16 protein-coding genes are annotated in these 15,435 nt (G+C 42.8%); 8 read left to right on the forward strand and 8 right to left on the reverse strand.

Annotated elements, in window-relative coordinates:
• The first annotated feature begins 31 nt into the window (after positions 1-31).
• Positions 32-283, forward strand: coding sequence for a YfhL family 4Fe-4S dicluster ferredoxin (locus ACQ96U_RS20595; RefSeq protein ID WP_431723154.1), 252 nt, complete (start codon positions 32-34; stop codon positions 281-283).
• A 186-nt stretch (positions 284-469) separates the two neighbouring features.
• Here the strand turns inward: ACQ96U_RS20595 and ACQ96U_RS20600 are convergent, their stop codons facing one another.
• Together ACQ96U_RS20600 and mutM are read right to left on the reverse strand one after the other, a co-directional pair.
• On the reverse strand, positions 470-907 hold the full coding sequence (locus tag ACQ96U_RS20600; protein WP_431723155.1) for a hypothetical protein: 438 nt from the start codon (positions 905-907) through the stop codon (positions 470-472).
• A gap of 332 nt (positions 908-1,239) precedes the next feature.
• A complete protein-coding gene (gene mutM / locus ACQ96U_RS20605; protein ID WP_431723156.1) occupies positions 1,240-2,055 on the reverse strand; it encodes a bifunctional DNA-formamidopyrimidine glycosylase/DNA-(apurinic or apyrimidinic site) lyase in 816 nt (271 codons plus the stop codon).
• 227 nt (positions 2,056-2,282) lie between these two features.
• Between mutM and ACQ96U_RS20610 the strand changes: the two genes are divergently transcribed.
• Both ACQ96U_RS20610 and ACQ96U_RS20615 read left to right on the forward strand, forming a co-directional pair.
• A complete protein-coding gene (locus ACQ96U_RS20610) occupies positions 2,283-3,176 on the forward strand; it encodes a CheR family methyltransferase (protein ID WP_431723157.1) in 894 nt (297 codons plus the stop codon).
• A 188-nt stretch (positions 3,177-3,364) separates the two neighbouring features.
• Positions 3,365-4,252 (forward strand): ABC transporter substrate-binding protein, encoded by an 888-nt coding sequence (locus tag ACQ96U_RS20615; protein ID WP_431723158.1) that lies wholly within the window; start codon positions 3,365-3,367, stop codon positions 4,250-4,252.
• Between the two features lie 31 nt (positions 4,253-4,283).
• Here ACQ96U_RS20615 and yegQ read toward each other — a convergent pair whose 3' ends face one another.
• The 4 genes from yegQ to radC all read right to left on the reverse strand — a co-directional run bounded on the left by yegQ (position 4,284) and on the right by radC (position 7,087).
• Positions 4,284-5,624, reverse strand: coding sequence for a tRNA 5-hydroxyuridine modification protein YegQ (yegQ, locus tag ACQ96U_RS20620; protein WP_431723159.1), 1,341 nt, complete (start codon positions 5,622-5,624; stop codon positions 4,284-4,286).
• A 112-nt stretch (positions 5,625-5,736) separates the two neighbouring features.
• Positions 5,737-5,892, reverse strand: coding sequence for a 50S ribosomal protein L33 (gene rpmG / locus ACQ96U_RS20625; protein WP_027707329.1), 156 nt, complete (start codon positions 5,890-5,892; stop codon positions 5,737-5,739).
• Between the two features lie 16 nt (positions 5,893-5,908).
• A complete protein-coding gene (rpmB, locus tag ACQ96U_RS20630) occupies positions 5,909-6,145 on the reverse strand; it encodes a 50S ribosomal protein L28 (protein ID WP_431723160.1) in 237 nt (78 codons plus the stop codon).
• Positions 6,146-6,400: 255 nt separating this feature from the next.
• Complete coding sequence (gene radC, locus ACQ96U_RS20635) at positions 6,401-7,087, reverse strand: RadC family protein (protein ID WP_431723161.1); 687 nt, start codon at positions 7,085-7,087, stop codon at positions 6,401-6,403.
• Positions 7,088-7,269: 182 nt separating this feature from the next.
• On the opposite strand from radC, the gene coaBC reads away from it, so the two are divergent.
• The 5 genes from coaBC to slmA all read left to right on the forward strand — a co-directional run bounded on the left by coaBC (position 7,270) and on the right by slmA (position 13,722).
• Positions 7,270-8,478, forward strand: a complete 1,209-nt coding sequence (gene coaBC, locus ACQ96U_RS20640; protein ID WP_431723162.1) for a bifunctional phosphopantothenoylcysteine decarboxylase/phosphopantothenate--cysteine ligase CoaBC — start codon at positions 7,270-7,272, stop codon at positions 8,476-8,478.
• Between the two features lie 18 nt (positions 8,479-8,496).
• On the forward strand, positions 8,497-8,955 hold the full coding sequence (dut, locus tag ACQ96U_RS20645) for a dUTP diphosphatase (protein WP_431723163.1): 459 nt from the start codon (positions 8,497-8,499) through the stop codon (positions 8,953-8,955).
• Positions 8,956-10,417: 1,462 nt separating this feature from the next.
• Positions 10,418-11,860, forward strand: coding sequence for a phosphomannomutase/phosphoglucomutase (locus ACQ96U_RS20650; protein ID WP_431723206.1), 1,443 nt, complete (start codon positions 10,418-10,420; stop codon positions 11,858-11,860).
• Positions 11,861-12,061: 201 nt separating this feature from the next.
• Complete coding sequence (gene argB / locus ACQ96U_RS20655; RefSeq protein ID WP_431723164.1) at positions 12,062-12,949, forward strand: acetylglutamate kinase; 888 nt, start codon at positions 12,062-12,064, stop codon at positions 12,947-12,949.
• Between the two features lie 173 nt (positions 12,950-13,122).
• Positions 13,123-13,722: a nucleoid occlusion factor SlmA gene (gene slmA / locus ACQ96U_RS20660; RefSeq protein WP_431723207.1), complete on the forward strand. Its 600-nt coding sequence runs from the start codon at positions 13,123-13,125 to the stop codon at positions 13,720-13,722.
• Positions 13,723-13,728: 6 nt separating this feature from the next.
• On the opposite strand, the gene ACQ96U_RS20665 is transcribed toward slmA, so the two are convergent.
• Positions 13,729-14,715 (reverse strand): hypothetical protein, encoded by a 987-nt coding sequence (locus tag ACQ96U_RS20665; protein WP_431723165.1) that lies wholly within the window; start codon positions 14,713-14,715, stop codon positions 13,729-13,731.
• A 72-nt stretch (positions 14,716-14,787) separates the two neighbouring features.
• Entirely contained in the window at positions 14,788-15,432 is a 645-nt protein-coding gene (gene pyrE / locus ACQ96U_RS20670; protein WP_431723166.1) for an orotate phosphoribosyltransferase, read from the reverse strand.
• Between the last annotated feature and the right edge of the window lie 3 nt (positions 15,433-15,435).

Consider the following 15,435-nt stretch of genomic DNA (forward strand, 5'->3'; position numbering starts at 1 on the left):
CTCAGTTAAGTCTGCATGAGGTATAACTGCGATGGCATTATATATTACTGATGAATGCATCAACTGCGATGTTTGTGAACCAGAATGCCCAAACAACGCGATTTCTCCTGGCGAAGAAATTTATGAAATAGATCCAATGCTCTGTACGGAGTGCGTTGGTCACTACGATGAGCCTCAATGTCAGCAAGTTTGCCCTGTTGATTGCATTCCGAAAGATCCCAATCATGAGGAATCGAAAGAAGAGTTGTTGCGTAAATATGAAATTATTACTGGTGCAGCTTAAGCTGCATCATGAAGTATATACTTCATGTCCTTTCCAGCACAAAGAAGCCCCTGAAGGCTTTTCCCCCATAAAATAACCAAGTTACTGATGACAATACCTGCCGGCCAAGAACTCTCAACCGGCTTGCTTAGTATGGCGTAAATACACTTACCAGCATTTGGTATTGGCTACAGTGGCAACTAAAGCTTATTCACCTGAAACAGTACAACCCAGGCAGCGCTTAAATGTAGCTCGAGCAGGAATCCCAATCAGTGTTTCAGCCGCTTGATCCGCATTACCACCAGGTAGAGAGAAAGGCAAACTCACAACATAAAAAGCAGTGCCTAGTACTGTTGCGCCTAACAATAGTGGCCGAGCAACAAGCAAGTCTCCTGCCATCGCAAACCCGCTTGGATCTTCCATTAATGCCTGACGAGATGCTCTAACCTGCTGATCATCCATAGGCTGTTGCTGAGAGTAAGCCTGTTGTTGATAACTCGGAGAAACTGGCTGCTGTTGATAAACAGGCTGCTCACCGTATATCTCAGCTTCGTTACTATCACCATTTGCTTGACTGGTTACAGGCATCATAGTGACAGCGATAGAAGCGACCACCCCAAATAGCCGATATAATGTGTACTTCATAAATCTTATCCTTATCGCTGGCCAGATTAAGACATAATAAGCCAATAATAATTTTTACTATAACAGTTCGCATCAATCTGTCAGCACTGTTCTTTGCCAGACAGTACTTTTTATAAGATAGCTGACCAGACCACTTCGTGCGAAACTCTAATTACAGAATGAATACTCCAACAAAACCACACATAGTGTATTAGCACTCACCAATACACTCATACTGTCCCCTGGTAATGTTATGTATAAAGCATTAATCGTAAAATGCCAGGCTTACTAAATACCACAAAGAACTTCAATAACATTTAATATCTGTGAAGCACACCTACTGTTTTACTCTGTTAACGCTGGCAATGTTTACAGTACACGGTACTTCGCTGTGCTAATCGGATTTCCTGTAATACCGTGCCACATATAACACAACTTTCGCCTGCACGCCCATAAACCATAAGCGCTTGTTTAAAGTAACCCGGTTTGCCATCTCCTCCGACAAAATCTTTTAGTGTTGTGCCACCTTGAGCAATGGCAGCAGTTAACGTCTGCTTGATTTCTTCAACTAAGCGCTGATAACGCTCTTTACTAATTTTATTCGCTGCGCGATTAGGATGGATACCCGCTTTAAACAAAGCTTCATTCGCATAAATATTGCCAACCCCAACAACAATGTGACTATCCATAATAAAGTTTTTTACCGCTAACTGTTTGCTTCGCGAACGTTCAAACAAATAATGTGTATCAAAAACATCATCTAATGGCTCAGGGCCTAAAGACTTCAACAACTTATGCTCCCCAGGTGCAGAAGTTGTCCATAATACAGAACCAAAACGCCGGGGATCGGTATAGCGTAAAACTCGACCATCACTAAACACAAAGTCAATATGATCATGCGTTTCTGCCACAGCTCCAGATAACAGCACACGAAGACGTCCAGACATCCCCAGGTGAATAATGACCGAACCTGGATCAGTTGACAGTAAAATGTACTTAGCCCGTCGTGATACACTGTTAACTATAGTGCCAGGCAGTACTCGTGTTAACTCCTCAGGAACTGGCCAACGTAGTTTAGGTTGACGAATAATTATTTCCTGAAATTTATGTCCTGTAATATGAGGTGCAATACCCCGGCAAGTGGTTTCAACTTCTGGTAACTCAGGCATAGCTTTATAATCAATCTCTAAATAAAATATCTAATAATACATTCAGATAAGCCATAACAAAGCATCAACAACAGCGTAGTATCTGTATTTACTCATATTTCATTTTATCTTCGCCATTATGCCATTTATTATTCATGGATGTCTTCATGTACTACTCCCTATACTTAAACGTATAACCATTAAATAGTAATAGGTAGCATAAAGCGCTTAACAAACTGCAGGTCTCTATGGAATATCGACTACGACCTCCACATCCGGCTGTTTTACAACAGCAACTTCGTTTTACCACACAAGACTTTTATCTATTAAAACAAAAAGCCAAAAACACGCTAGGTATTTCTCTCACAGATGATACCTTTGATCTCGTCTATCAAAGATTAGCTAGCCGCATTAAGCAACTAAAGCTAAAATCATTTAACTCATACTACAAACATATAGAAAAAAACAAAGAAGAAATATATCGTCTAATTAATGCACTTACGAGTACAAGTTCTGTTTTTTTTGACAGCAAACCACTCTTTGAAATACTAAAAAATAATTTATTACCTACTCTACTTTTTGATAACGCTTTTCATAATTTACGAATTTGGTCTATTGGTTGTGGCTTTGGCACTGAACCATACAGTATTAGTATCTGCCTATATGAACAATTGCCTGAACCGATTTACCAGCGATGTCAAATCATCGCAACTGATGTTAATTATTTTTCGATCAACGAAGCAAAACGAGCAGTTTTTGATGAAGAGTGCTTAATAAATCTATCAACCAAACAAAAAAAACTTTTTTTCTTTAAAGGTATTGGCCACCAAGAGTCTATGTATCGCGTAAAACCGTTAATAAAACAACGTATCGTTTTTCACACAGTTAATTTAACGGGACATTGGCCTTTTTTATCACCAATGGACATTATTGTTTGTCGTCAGCAATTTGTTTTTTTTGATCAACAAAACAAACAACAATTACTCTCTAAATTGCTCACATTACTCAACCCTGGAGGTTATTTAATTATGGATAATCATGAGCTACAAAGCATTTTAGAAAAATTGAATAGTTCTAACACTTTCTTCCATTCATCAAACTGCCAACAAATAAGCGAAAGCATCTTGCAAAAAAAGAGCTAAATTATCCCTTTCACAACTTACCAGTAAACTCACACAACTCATTTATTATTTCATTTTTATCTATACTGTCTCCATAGCCAACCATTTATCTAATCGGCTCTCAGTGACATATGTGGCAAACACTCATTTTAGTTTGTGTAATCAGTTGTTTTTGTTCTTGGTCTGCAGCCAAAGAGCTGCGGATTGGTATGATTTTATGGCGTGGTGAAACCCCTGCCGAACAAGGGTTTAAGGATAAACTTGAAGAACACGGTTATCAGCTATTACTAAAACAATTCAATGCCAAACAAAACCGCCAAGCCTTATCATTTTTTATCCGAACAGAGCTCCTCAGCTGGAGTCATCAGCTTGATTACGTTTACACCTATGGCACGACTGTTTCAACATTAATTAAAGAGTTTGGCAACTTACAGCAACCTCAACTCTTTGTCGTTGTTACCGATCCAGTGCAAGCAAAACTTGTATCCAATTTGGATCAACCGAAAGCAATCGATCTTTTTGGTAGTACCAATCAAGTCCCCACGCCATTACAAATTTCTCAAGCAAAACAAATTTTACATTTTAACAAGATAGCGTTTCTGTATAACCCACGTGAAAATAATTCCGAACACTTATTAGAACGCTTACGACAAATTCAGCAAGAACTCAATTTTGAGGTGTTTAGCTATCGCATTAATCCAGAAAGTAGCAACTTTAAACAACACCTTTATCGAGTAATGTCACAGATTACTAAAGATCAAGTAAACACCGTATTTCTGCCCTCAGATAGCTTTTTAATTTCACAGCGAGCGGCATTAATTGAAACAATTAATGCTTTTGAAATGCAGTCAGTGGCTGCCGTTGATATTTTTGTAAGTGACGGGGCGTTATTGGGGACAACTGCAATTTATTATGAATTGGGAGAACAGCTTGCCAATCATGTTCATCAGCACCAACAGGGTACAGCAATCAGCAAGCTAAATGTGGTAAGACCTGGTCAAGGCCAGCTTCTTATCAACCGCTCTGCCTGGCAACGGTTTTCACTCACGTTACCAGACGACTTAAAAAGCAAGGTTAAATGGATTGGTACTCAGTAAACAGGTAACTTTCCTGTCATTCACACCTAAGTTAACCCGCCTGAGGAATATTACGTGCTAGCAAACCAAACTCTCCACCCTGATAACCTGCCAAAGGGATTTTCACGCGGTGGCCAGAGCCCGGAGCGACTTCCATTGTTTCGCCACGCTTATTTTCCATATGCGATAACACAAAAGTTTGATTACCTTCTGGCGTCAACAACTCCAGCTCATCGCCAATGGCAAAGCGGTTTTTCACGTCAACAACAATAGACTGCTCATCAGCATCCACAATTTCACCGACAAATTGTTGCTTATCACTGATCGAGTTACCTCGTTCATAATTCTGATACTCATCATGCACATGACGGCGGTAAAAACCTTCGGTATAACCACGACTGGCTAGCTTCTCAAGATCATCCATAAGGTCCATATTGAATGTTTTACCCTGAACAGCATCTTCAATTGCTTGGCGATAAACTTGTGCTGTCCGAGCAACATAATAGTGAGATTTAGTCCGACCTTCGATTTTCAATGAAGCCACGCCCATATCCGTTAAACGTTTGACATGCTGGATTGCGCGCAAGTCTTTGGAGTTCATGATGTAGGTGCCATGCTCATCCTCGAATGCAGGCATCAACTCACCTGGACGACCTTGTTCTTCTAACAGAAAGATTTGATCTGTTGTTTGTCCCGCTCCAAGCTGAGGTGCTACTTGTCCTTCTTGCTGAGGGTCTACGACCTGAACAGCAACAATATCACCGGTTTCTGTTTGCTTAGCATCATGAGCATCATATTTCCAACGACAGGCATTGGTACATGTGCCCTGGTTTGGGTCACGACGGTTCATATAACCAGATAACAAACAGCGGCCGGAATAAGCGATACACAATGCGCCATGAACAAAAACTTCAAGTTCCATCTCAGGGCATTGCATGCGAACCTCTTCGACTTCATCCAGTGACAGCTCACGCGACAAAATGACCCGAGTGATACCTTGCCGATACCAGAATTTAACAGAAGCATAATTAACGACGTTGGCTTGAACAGAGAGATGAACAGGCATATCAGGCCACTTATCACGCACCAACATAATCAAGCCAGGATCAGACATAATGAGCGCATCAGGTTGCATCGCAATCACTGGCTCCATGTCCTGCATATAGGTTTTGATTTTGCTGTTATGTGGCGCAATATTACTGGCGAGATAGAATTGCTTCCCTTGCTGATGCGCTAGTTGGATACCCTTTTCCAGGTTTTCCATTTTAAAATCATTGTTACGTACCCGAAGACTGTAACGAGGCTGCCCTGCATATACAGCATCAGCGCCATAGGCAAAGGCATACTTCATGTTTTTCAGGGTACCCGCAGGTGATAACAATTCCGGCTTCATAACCTACTCGCTCTGCTTAATCGCCAACGGTCAAAAAATATACAAACTTAACTTTAAATACAAAAAAACCCGCTTTGGCGGGTTTTAGCAACCTGACAAAAAGGCAAAAACCTTATTTGATTTTTGCTTCTTTGTACATCACGTGCTTGCGAACAACTGGATCAAATTTTTTCATTTCCAGCTTGTCTGGCGTGCTACGCTTGTTTTTGTCAGTTGTGTAGAAATGGCCAGTACCTGCTGAGGATACCATTCTAATTTTCTCACGCATGATACAGTCCTCCTAATTAAATCTTTTCGCCACGAGCGCGCAATTCGGCAATAACACTGTCAATGCCTTTCTTATCAATAATGCGCATACCTTTAGCAGAAATCCGCAATCTCACAAAACGCTTTTCTGACTCTACCCAAAAACGATGGTAGTGCAGATTAGGCGCGAAACGGCGCTTGGTTTTGTTATTAGCGTGAGATACATTATTACCAGTGACTGGTCGCTTACCAGTTACCTGACAAACCTTTGACATTTTTCGCCTCTCCAACCGCTTGCCAACCTCATCAGGTTGGTAAACCTATTACCTAAATCAACCGGGTGTGCCTTTCAATTTAGCTGAAATTCAGTCAATCGAGACGCACATCTGGGGGCCATTGATTCACGCAGTTTGTTGAGGCGTGTTGAGTTGGCCCAATCGTGTGCCACCCCCGCAAAGAGCACAGCTTTATACCAGAAGACAAGCCCATTCGCAAGAAATCCACGATAAAATTGGCAACATTTTGATCAATTAAACACCAGTTATGAGCAAGCCCTTTTCTGCAAAGGACAACACATCAGCGTTACCAACGATCAAGTGATCTAACACCCGTACCTCAATTAATTCTAGCGCAGCTTGCAGCTGTTCCGTGATATGACAATCTGACGGGCTGGGTTCAATATTACCACTTGGATGGTTATGAACCAGAATAACCGCAGCAGCATTAAGCAGTAAGGCCTGCTTAACTACTTCTCGCGGATAAACAGAAGCAGCATTCAACGTGCCACGAAACAATTCTTCAAAACTAATAATTTGATGCTGATTATTCAAAAACAATACCGCAAACACTTCATGGGAATAGTGCCGTAACTTACTCTGCACATAACGCTTGGTCTGGGATGAACTCTGTAAGCAGTTACCCATTGTCAATTGCGCTTCCAAGTGTCGTGATGCCATCTCCAAAACGGCTTGTAACTGTACATACTTAGCCGTTCCCAAACCATGCGCCTGACAAAACGCCTGTTGTGAAGCTTCCATCAACGGCCGTAAGCCTCCAAACTCTGTTAGTAGCTCCCTGGCTAAGTCCACAGCGGTTTTACCTTTAACGCCCGTACGTAAAAAAATTGCTAATAGCTCAGCATCAGATAGAGCTTGAGCACCCATTGTGAGTAAGCGCTCTCGAGGCCTTTCACTGCACGGCCAGTCCGTTATCGCCATGATGAATCATTCACTCTTATTAACAAATACGATTCCATTAAATCCTGCTATGGTTTTTTCACGAAGGCCACTATAGACTGGTGACATCCACAACTGCGCAGGGATTAGTATCTTAATGGGCTAATCTCAAAATTAATGCGAACAGATACCAGCTTCTACCGTTAAACCAATCCAGAGTTACCATGCACCAACTACAGAGTAAAAAAATTGTCCTGGGGATAACCGGCGGTATAGCTGCTTATAAATCAGCCGAGCTTGTTCGTCGACTGCGAGATGCTGGCGCTGAAGTCCGGGTTGTTATGAGCAAAGGTGCACAAGCCTTCATTACGCCACTAACCTTTCAAGCGCTATCTGGTCACCCTGTCCATACCGAGCTGTTAACACCTGAAGCTGAAGCAGGTATGAATCATATTGAGCTAGCGCGCTGGGCAGACCTGGTAATCATCGCTCCAGCAACAGCGAATTGCTTATCTAGCTTGGCGCAAGGTCGAGCTGATGATTTGCTAAGTACACTTTGTTTAGCGACTCAAGCACCGCTCTGTATAGCTCCAGCGATGAACCAACAAATGTGGCAACATGCAGCAACCCAGCACAACCTGCAATGCTTGATTGACCGTGGCGTACGTTGCTTTGGTCCTGCTCAAGGATTCCAAGCTTGTGGCGAAGTTGGCCCAGGCCGAATGTTAGAAGCCGCAGAAATTGCTCAATTATGTGCAGAGCAATTTAGTCCAAAAACCCTAGTGGGGCATCATGTCGTCATTACTGCAGGCCCTACTCGTGAAGCCATTGATCCTGTGCGTTACATATCCAATCACAGCTCTGGGAAAATGGGTTTTGCTTTAGCACAGGCGGCTATTGATGCTGGTGCTGATGTTACTTTAATCAGTGGTCCTGTTCAGTTAACAACACCTGCAGGGGTTAAGCGAATTGACGTAGATAGTGCCGAAGCTATGCATAAAGCCGTTCAAGAACATACCGTCAATGCTGCTATTTTTATTGGCTGTGCAGCCGTGGCTGACTATCGCCCAGCTCAAGTTGCCCCCCAAAAACTCAAAAAAGATCCAACCAATACAGATCAAACAATGACCTTAACGTTGGTTCGCAATCCAGACATTATTGCCAGTGTGGCCAGTAAGCAGCCAAAACCGTTTGTTGTTGGCTTTGCCGCAGAAACAGAAGCGCTTGAACAGCACGCCAAAGATAAGCTTGCTCGCAAAAAGCTGGATATGATCATTGCCAACGATGTCAGTCAAAGCAATATTGGTTTTAACAGTGACCAAAATGCGGTGACTGTCTTTACCGCAACCAAGCGCATTTCGCTTGAACAAACGACCAAGCATGCCTTGGCTAAACAGTTAATTTCCCTGATCCATGAACAACTCTCGTCGTAATTGTTAAGTTAAATTGCTATGAAACCAACGTTACAAACTAAAATACTTGATGCGCGTATTGGCAAAGAATTTCCCTTACCGCACTACGCCACTGAAGGCTCTGCAGGGATGGATTTACGTGCCTGCTTAGATGAGCCGCTCACGCTAGCACCTGGCCAAACTGAACTTATCCCAACGGGTATAGCAATGCATATTGCTGATCCTGGGTTAGCTGCAATGATTTTGCCTCGCTCTGGGTTAGGGCATAAACATGGCATTGTGCTTGGCAACTTAGTAGGATTAATCGACTCAGATTATCAGGGTCAGCTCATGATCTCTTGCTGGAACCGAGGTCAAGATAATTTCACCATTCAACCAGGTGAGCGTATTGCTCAGCTTGTACTGGTACCTGTCGTGCAAGCGCAATGTGAGATCGTTGATGAGTTCGATTCTAGTGAACGCGGCGCAGGAGGATTCGGCCACTCAGGAAGGGAATAAATTTCTTCCCCAAAAATGTTTTTCTCTCAAAAAAATCAACCTGTTAATGCAGTTAAGACGGATAAATCACACTGTATATCGCTCATGTTGGGGCAGTGCATTGCATTAACAGGCTTTGAGCTTATCCTTTTCATAATCGCAATACCTAAAACGAAGCCCTAGCCTTGGCTTATTACACGACTAGTTGCACTTTGTCTCTATAATTATTTGCATACCCTTCGCTATAGGTATAGTCATGCCACTTTAGGCTTAGCTTAACGGGATAGTTATGATTAAAAAGCGCCCTAAAAAAGAACCAGATAATAGTAAGCAGGCAGCCCCCAGCAAAGGAGCATCCTCTCCCCCCACTGATCACAAACCAGTCCGTCACTTTTTCATCATCAGCAGCGCAGGCGCGGTATTGGGTGTATTACTCACCTTAATTATTGTTTTTCTATTCTACTATGCTGGTGGTAACAGCCAGTTCAAAGATCAAATTATTGCGACACAAGGAGTTCAATACCAACAGCAACTTAATCTACAAATTGCGGTCATTGAACAAACGGTAAAGGGTCTAGGTAAAAACCTGGATATTATTGCCGCCCTTGAGAAAAAAGATCAGGCTAAACTCCGTCAGCTAGAAAAAGCGCTTACTGCAACAGTGCCACACGCCGTCCAGGTTAGATTTCGCAAGCGGGATGATGATTCTCTCCCCAGTGATGGCGCCGTTCCAATGAACTATGCCGCTCGAGATATGGCACGAAAATCTGAGCGTGGTCAGCAAGTCTCTGCCGAAATTCATAAAATTGAAGGCAAATCATATGTCATCGCAACGGCTCGCATTAAACCTGAGCAAGGCCCTGTTTTGGGCGCAGTCATCACTGTTTTTGATTTATCTGTTTTAACCAGTGCCTTTCAGCCAATCCCTGCCAACCAGGGACAAATTGCTTTACAGCAGCAATTTAATTCTAATCAGCAACCCCAGACTCAGCTCACTTATGGCACGGCAACTAGTGGTGAAACACCTATTCGTCTACCAAGCAATAATTCATACTGGCAGTTAAACTACACGCCATCTGACTTAAGTGACAAACTGCCACTCTCTATACTATGGATTATTATTGCGGCTATTGTCGCCTTTGCTTGTATAGCAGTTGCTACTTGGCTTGCAATGACTATGCTAACTAAAGCAAGTAGAGCGGATGCAGCGTCATTAGTCTCGCTCTTAGAAGCACGTATTGCCAGAAAACGTAAGACAGTTTACTTCCAACTTGATTTATTCCATAACATTGCTTTGAGCTTGGAACAATTGCTAAAAGATCAATTTAAACCGACAACTACAAATGCCACATCGAAGCCAGAAATTGACGATTCCGTAAAATCTACGCCACCAACTAGTGATAATATCGCTCCATCAACAGCGTCTGTAGCAGATGAAATAAGTAACTTTAACTTTGCAGACCCACTTTTTCAGTCCACTGATATGCTTGATATTGAAGAGTTTGATGAGGATGAAGAAGGGGCTGACAGTCAATCAGAGGATACTCAAGTGGAAGTGCCAGCAAGCATTTTTCGTGCATACGACATTCGAGGTGTTGTAGGAGACACTCTCACATATGAAACAGCCCAACTGATAGGGCAGGCCATTGGCTCAGAAGCTCAAGCACAAGGCGAAAAATGTGTAATCGTCGGTGCCGATGGACGTCTGTCCAGCCCTGAAATCAGCCACAAACTCATGCAAGGAATTATTTCATCTGGTTGTGATGTCATCAGTATCGGTATGGTACCAACACCTGTCTTATACTTTGCTACCCACATTATTGATGAATCCAACTCAGGTGTAATGGTTACCGGTAGCCACAATCCACCTAATTACAATGGATTTAAAACCGTTCTTGCTGGAAAAACCCTCGCTAACGAAGACATACAACAGTTATATACACGAATAAAAGACAATAACCTGCAACAAGGACAAGGTTCTTTAATTGAAGTTGATGTGCTAGAAAGTTATGTCGAACGTATTCGCAATGATATTGCGCTAGCCAAGCCGCTTAAAGTTGTCGTAGATTGCGGTAATGGTGTGGGTGGTGTTATTGCACCTCGGCTGCTGGAAGACTTAGGCTGTAATGTCATTCCTTTATACTGCGATGTAGATGGCAACTTCCCTAACCACCACCCTGATCCAGGCAAACCCGAAAATCTCAAAGACCTTATTGCTAAAGTAAAAGAAACGAATGCTGACTTAGGGCTAGGTTTTGATGGCGATGCAGACCGGGTAGGCGTCATTACCAATGAAGGGAAACTAATCTATCCTGACCGGCTGCTCATGCTATTTGCTAAAGATGTGGTTTCCCGGAACCCCGGCGCTGACATTATTTTTGATGTAAAATGTACGCGCAAGCTGACTGGATTAATCAGTGGTTACGGCGGCCGTCCGATTATGTGGAAAACAGGACACTCTCTCATTAAAGCCAAAATGAAAGAAACAGGTGCACTGCTCGCCGGTGAAATGAGTGGGCATATTTTCTTTAAAGAACGCTGGTACGGCTTTGATGATGGTATTTACAGTGCCGCACGGTTATTAGAAATTCTTTCTACTGAAACTCGCAATGCTGACCAAATTTTCGCTGCATTTCCTGAGACGATTAGTACACCCGAAATTAATATCCAAGTAACTGATGAAAATAAATTTGCCTTAGTTGAACAACTCGCTAAAAAAGGTAACTTTGGTAAAGGTACTATAACCGATATTGATGGGGTTCGAGTTGATTTTCCTGTTGGTTGGGGACTGGTAAGAGCATCAAACACCACACCTGTTTTAGTCTTACGCTTTGAAGCTGATACCGAAGAAAATCTGAAAAAAATAATGGCATTATTTAAAAAGCAGCTGATAGCCGTTGACTCAAGTTTAGATATTCCATTCTAGCCCTTATTAACAGAACCCTTTAGTGGTTACCCCTGGTCAGCTAAATAGTACAAAGTGCCAGGGGTAAATAGCATATGGCAACAAAGGGTGTTAATGTCATTGACTTCAAATTAAACTTTTTATGCTCAAGCTAGACCCATAATGAGGGTATATTACCAAGCACATTAACCTTGGTTCTTGATTTTTTTGATGGTATCCAGCATGACATTTTCCCTCGAAGCAGCATCGCAATCTGCTTCAATCTTAACTGAAGCCTTACCCTATATTCAGCAGCTATCCGGCCAGACCATTGTGGTAAAATACGGCGGGAATGCAATGGAAAATAACGAGCTTAAGCACAGCTTTGCGCGTGATATTGTACTGCTGAAAGAATTAGGGATAAATCCTGTCATCGTACATGGGGGAGGCCCACAAATTGGTGCATGCCTTAAACAGCTAAACATTGAAACTCAGTTTATTCATGGTATGCGTGTCACTGACCAACCAACCATGGATGTGGTGGAAATGGTCCTAAAAGGTCAAGTTAATAGCGAAATTGTCAATTTAATCAACTGCCATAATGGCAATGCTGTTGGGCTTTCAGGAAAAGACGCTCACTGTATTATTGCCCGTAAACTGACCACACACCTTGTCCCTGATGCAGGCTCTGAAACCATCGACTTAGGGTTTGTGGGTGAAGTTGCTGAGATTCGTACTGATTTAATTGATTTACTACTGGCCACAGGTTTTATACCTGTCATTGCGCCCATTGGTGTCGACGAGCAAGGTGATACCTATAATATCAATGCAGACCTTGTCGCCGGAAAAGTCGCTGAAGTGCTACAAGCCAGTCAGTTATTACTGCTGACCAATACACCTGGCTTGCTAAATAAAGAAGGCCAATTAATCACTGCGCTCAATACGACAGAAACAGACCAGCTCATTGCTGATGGAACAATCAGTGGTGGCATGATACCGAAAATAAAGTGTGCTATAAGTGCTGTGAACAATGGGGTAACAAGCGCCCATATTGTCGATGGTCGGGTAAAAAATGCTGTCCTACTTGAGTTATTGACTAAGGCTAATGTCGGTACACTGATCAAAGCTTAATCTAGACCAAGTAAACTGTTTCTTTTTATCCAAACACGGTTACACACAACAATAATCACGACATTGCAACGCTAAGCCACTTTTAGCCATAAAGATGAGCTTGGCAAGGATCGGCCATTCCGGGGGGAAGACTTGCCGCTATGTCTACGACATCAGAACAATTACAGGTAATAATGGAAAGCACTCAAAAGCTATCGCGCAAAGAGCAAATACTGCAAGCGCTTGCGCATATGTTAGAGCACAACCCCGGCTCTCGTATTACAACATCACGTCTAGCTAAAGAGGTTGGGGTCTCCGAAGCCGCACTTTACCGTCACTTTCCTAGCAAAGCTAAAATGTTTGAGGGGTTAATTATCTTTATTGAAGATACCATTTTCTCTCGTGTTAAGCTTATTTTGGCTGAAGAAAAATCAGCTATCCGCCGCTGTGAACAAGTATTAACACTACTGTTGACGTTTACAGAAAAGAACCCTGGTATTACCCGCATACTGACGGGTGATGCGTTAATGGGAGAAACAGAAAGACTACGTTCTCGCGTCATTCAGCTTTTTGATCGATTAGAAACTCAAATCAAGCAAATTATTCGTGAAGCCGAAATAAGGGAAGGATTACGTACTAATCTAACTCTCAATGGAGCAGCCAACTTATTGATGGCAGCAGCAGAAGGCCGAATTTCACAATTTGTGCGGAGTGAGTTTAAACGGAGCCCTACTGAGCTTTGGTCAGATCAGTGGCCTTTACTGGTTGTCGCTGTATTTCGTAAAAAGACCTGAACACAATCAGTCTGAACGAGAGAAGGGAATTGCTTTCCCTTCAATCTCCAATACCATTATATTGCTCTGATAGCCTTTGACTGGGTATCGTTTCTGCTCAGCAACTTGCTCAAGTGCTACTTTCCCCTGCTGATCAGTGACTTGCCGAGAGTTAACCGTTATTAACAGCGCCTGCTGTTCTGGCTTCCAGTGACCAATACTCAGTGTTCGCACACCCGAGGGCGCATTAGCAACCCAGGTTAAACTTCCTTTCTGCGTTAAAATCAGTTCGTGTTTCGTGTCGCTGACGGCACCACTAATCCAGATACCATGTAAATCTTCTTTGGAAATATCCACAGGTTCAGGGACCTCTGGTGTATCCTCCCCGGTCAGCATCCGAAAGCGCTCAATATCTTTAGCAAACTTCTCTTTAACTTCTTCTTGTTCTTTACGGCGTCGCTCTATTTCTTTATCCAGCCGTTTGCTTTCCTCATCAAGCTGCTTGATATCATCTAAAATTCGTTTAGGTACTTGACGACCACTCCGTTCGAAATTGGCTGCCTGCTCTTCTTTTTGACCTTTGTTTTGCTGAGTGCGTCGTATGTCACCTTCGATGGTTTTGATTTTATCTTCAATCTCAGCCACCTGACGCCTCATCGCACGCTCAATATCATCCGTGGAGCTGTACAATGTCAGTAACGTCTTATCTCTTGCTTCTTGTTGCGCTTGCTGCTGCTCTAAAGCCTCGCGAATCAAGTCTTGCTGCTTCTTCTCAATCAGCTGCTCAGGGGTCAGTGCTTTAGGTACTTTTTCTAACACACGCCCTTTATCATCTATAACGGTATAGCCGCCCTGAGCGGCCAAATGCGGAGGGATACTGTTTGAAATGACCAAATTACCGCTTTCATCCACAAATCGATAAAAGCGCAGTGGCTCTGCTCCCCACGCCAAACCGGTCAGCAAGGAACATGTTACAGCAAATATCAAACCCCATTTAATATGACTTTGCATCATCACATAACCTAAACGCACTACATTTTGATAGAGTTTTAAATAGTATTTACCCTTTACCGCTTCTCAACACACTCAAGCAACCCCATATTGCTGTCGATATTGCGCTACTGCTTCAGCATATTGCTTGAGATTTTCATCACTTTTTATAAAGTCTAGTACTTGTTGTAGATTAACAATACTAACAACAGGTATTCCAAACGTTTGCTCAACTTCCTGAATAGCAGAAAGCTCACCTTTACCGCGCTCTTGGCGGTCCAAAGCAACCAGCACTCCTGCGGGTTTAGCCCCTTGATCCTGAATAATCGCCATCGACTCACGGATGGCTGTACCTGCCGTAATGACATCATCAACAATGACGACATTGCCTTGCAGTGTTGCCCCCACAAGCTGTCCGCCCTCGCCATGTTGCTTGGCTTCTTTGCGATTAAAGGCAAACGGTGCTTCCCCATGACCCTGACCAGCCAGTGAAATGGCTACGCTGGTCACCAGTGGAATGCCCTTATATGCCGGTCCAAACAAAACGTCATAGTTAAGTTGAGCATCCAATAATGCCTCGGCATAAAAACGCCCCAAATGCAGCATTGCTTCGCCTGTTTTAAACAAACCTGCATTAAAAAAATAAGGGCTTTTTCGACCAGACTTTAAGGTAAACTCACCAAAAGTTAAAACCTTGTGCTCAATTGCAAATTTAATAAAATCGCGTTGGTAATTTTGCATGTT

Source organism: Zooshikella sp. RANM57 (assembly GCF_050749885.1).
Classification (GTDB): Bacteria; Pseudomonadota; Gammaproteobacteria; order Pseudomonadales; family Zooshikellaceae; genus Zooshikella.

Coding starts and splice junctions, on each gene's coding strand:
- rpmB (WP_431723160.1), bottom strand. CDS start 6,145: ATGTCAAAGGTTTGTCAGGTAACTGGTAAGCGACCAGTCACTGGTAAT.
- ACQ96U_RS20595 (WP_431723154.1), top strand. CDS start 32: ATGGCATTATATATTACTGATGAATGCATCAACTGCGATGTTTGTGAA.
- slmA (WP_431723207.1), top strand. CDS start 13,123: ATGGAAAGCACTCAAAAGCTATCGCGCAAAGAGCAAATACTGCAAGCG.
- rpmG (WP_027707329.1), bottom strand. CDS start 5,892: ATGCGTGAGAAAATTAGAATGGTATCCTCAGCAGGTACTGGCCATTTC.
- mutM (WP_431723156.1), bottom strand. CDS start 2,055: ATGCCTGAGTTACCAGAAGTTGAAACCACTTGCCGGGGTATTGCACCT.
- dut (WP_431723163.1), top strand. CDS start 8,497: ATGAAACCAACGTTACAAACTAAAATACTTGATGCGCGTATTGGCAAA.
- ACQ96U_RS20650 (WP_431723206.1), top strand. CDS start 10,418: ATGCTTGATATTGAAGAGTTTGATGAGGATGAAGAAGGGGCTGACAGT.
- coaBC (WP_431723162.1), top strand. CDS start 7,270: ATGCACCAACTACAGAGTAAAAAAATTGTCCTGGGGATAACCGGCGGT.
- ACQ96U_RS20615 (WP_431723158.1), top strand. CDS start 3,365: ATGATTTTATGGCGTGGTGAAACCCCTGCCGAACAAGGGTTTAAGGAT.
- radC (WP_431723161.1), bottom strand. CDS start 7,087: ATGGCGATAACGGACTGGCCGTGCAGTGAAAGGCCTCGAGAGCGCTTA.
- ACQ96U_RS20665 (WP_431723165.1), bottom strand. CDS start 14,715: ATGATGCAAAGTCATATTAAATGGGGTTTGATATTTGCTGTAACATGT.
- yegQ (WP_431723159.1), bottom strand. CDS start 5,624: ATGAAGCCGGAATTGTTATCACCTGCGGGTACCCTGAAAAACATGAAG.
- pyrE (WP_431723166.1), bottom strand. CDS start 15,432: ATGCAAAATTACCAACGCGATTTTATTAAATTTGCAATTGAGCACAAG.
- argB (WP_431723164.1), top strand. CDS start 12,062: ATGACATTTTCCCTCGAAGCAGCATCGCAATCTGCTTCAATCTTAACT.
- ACQ96U_RS20610 (WP_431723157.1), top strand. CDS start 2,283: ATGGAATATCGACTACGACCTCCACATCCGGCTGTTTTACAACAGCAA.
- ACQ96U_RS20600 (WP_431723155.1), bottom strand. CDS start 907: ATGAAGTACACATTATATCGGCTATTTGGGGTGGTCGCTTCTATCGCT.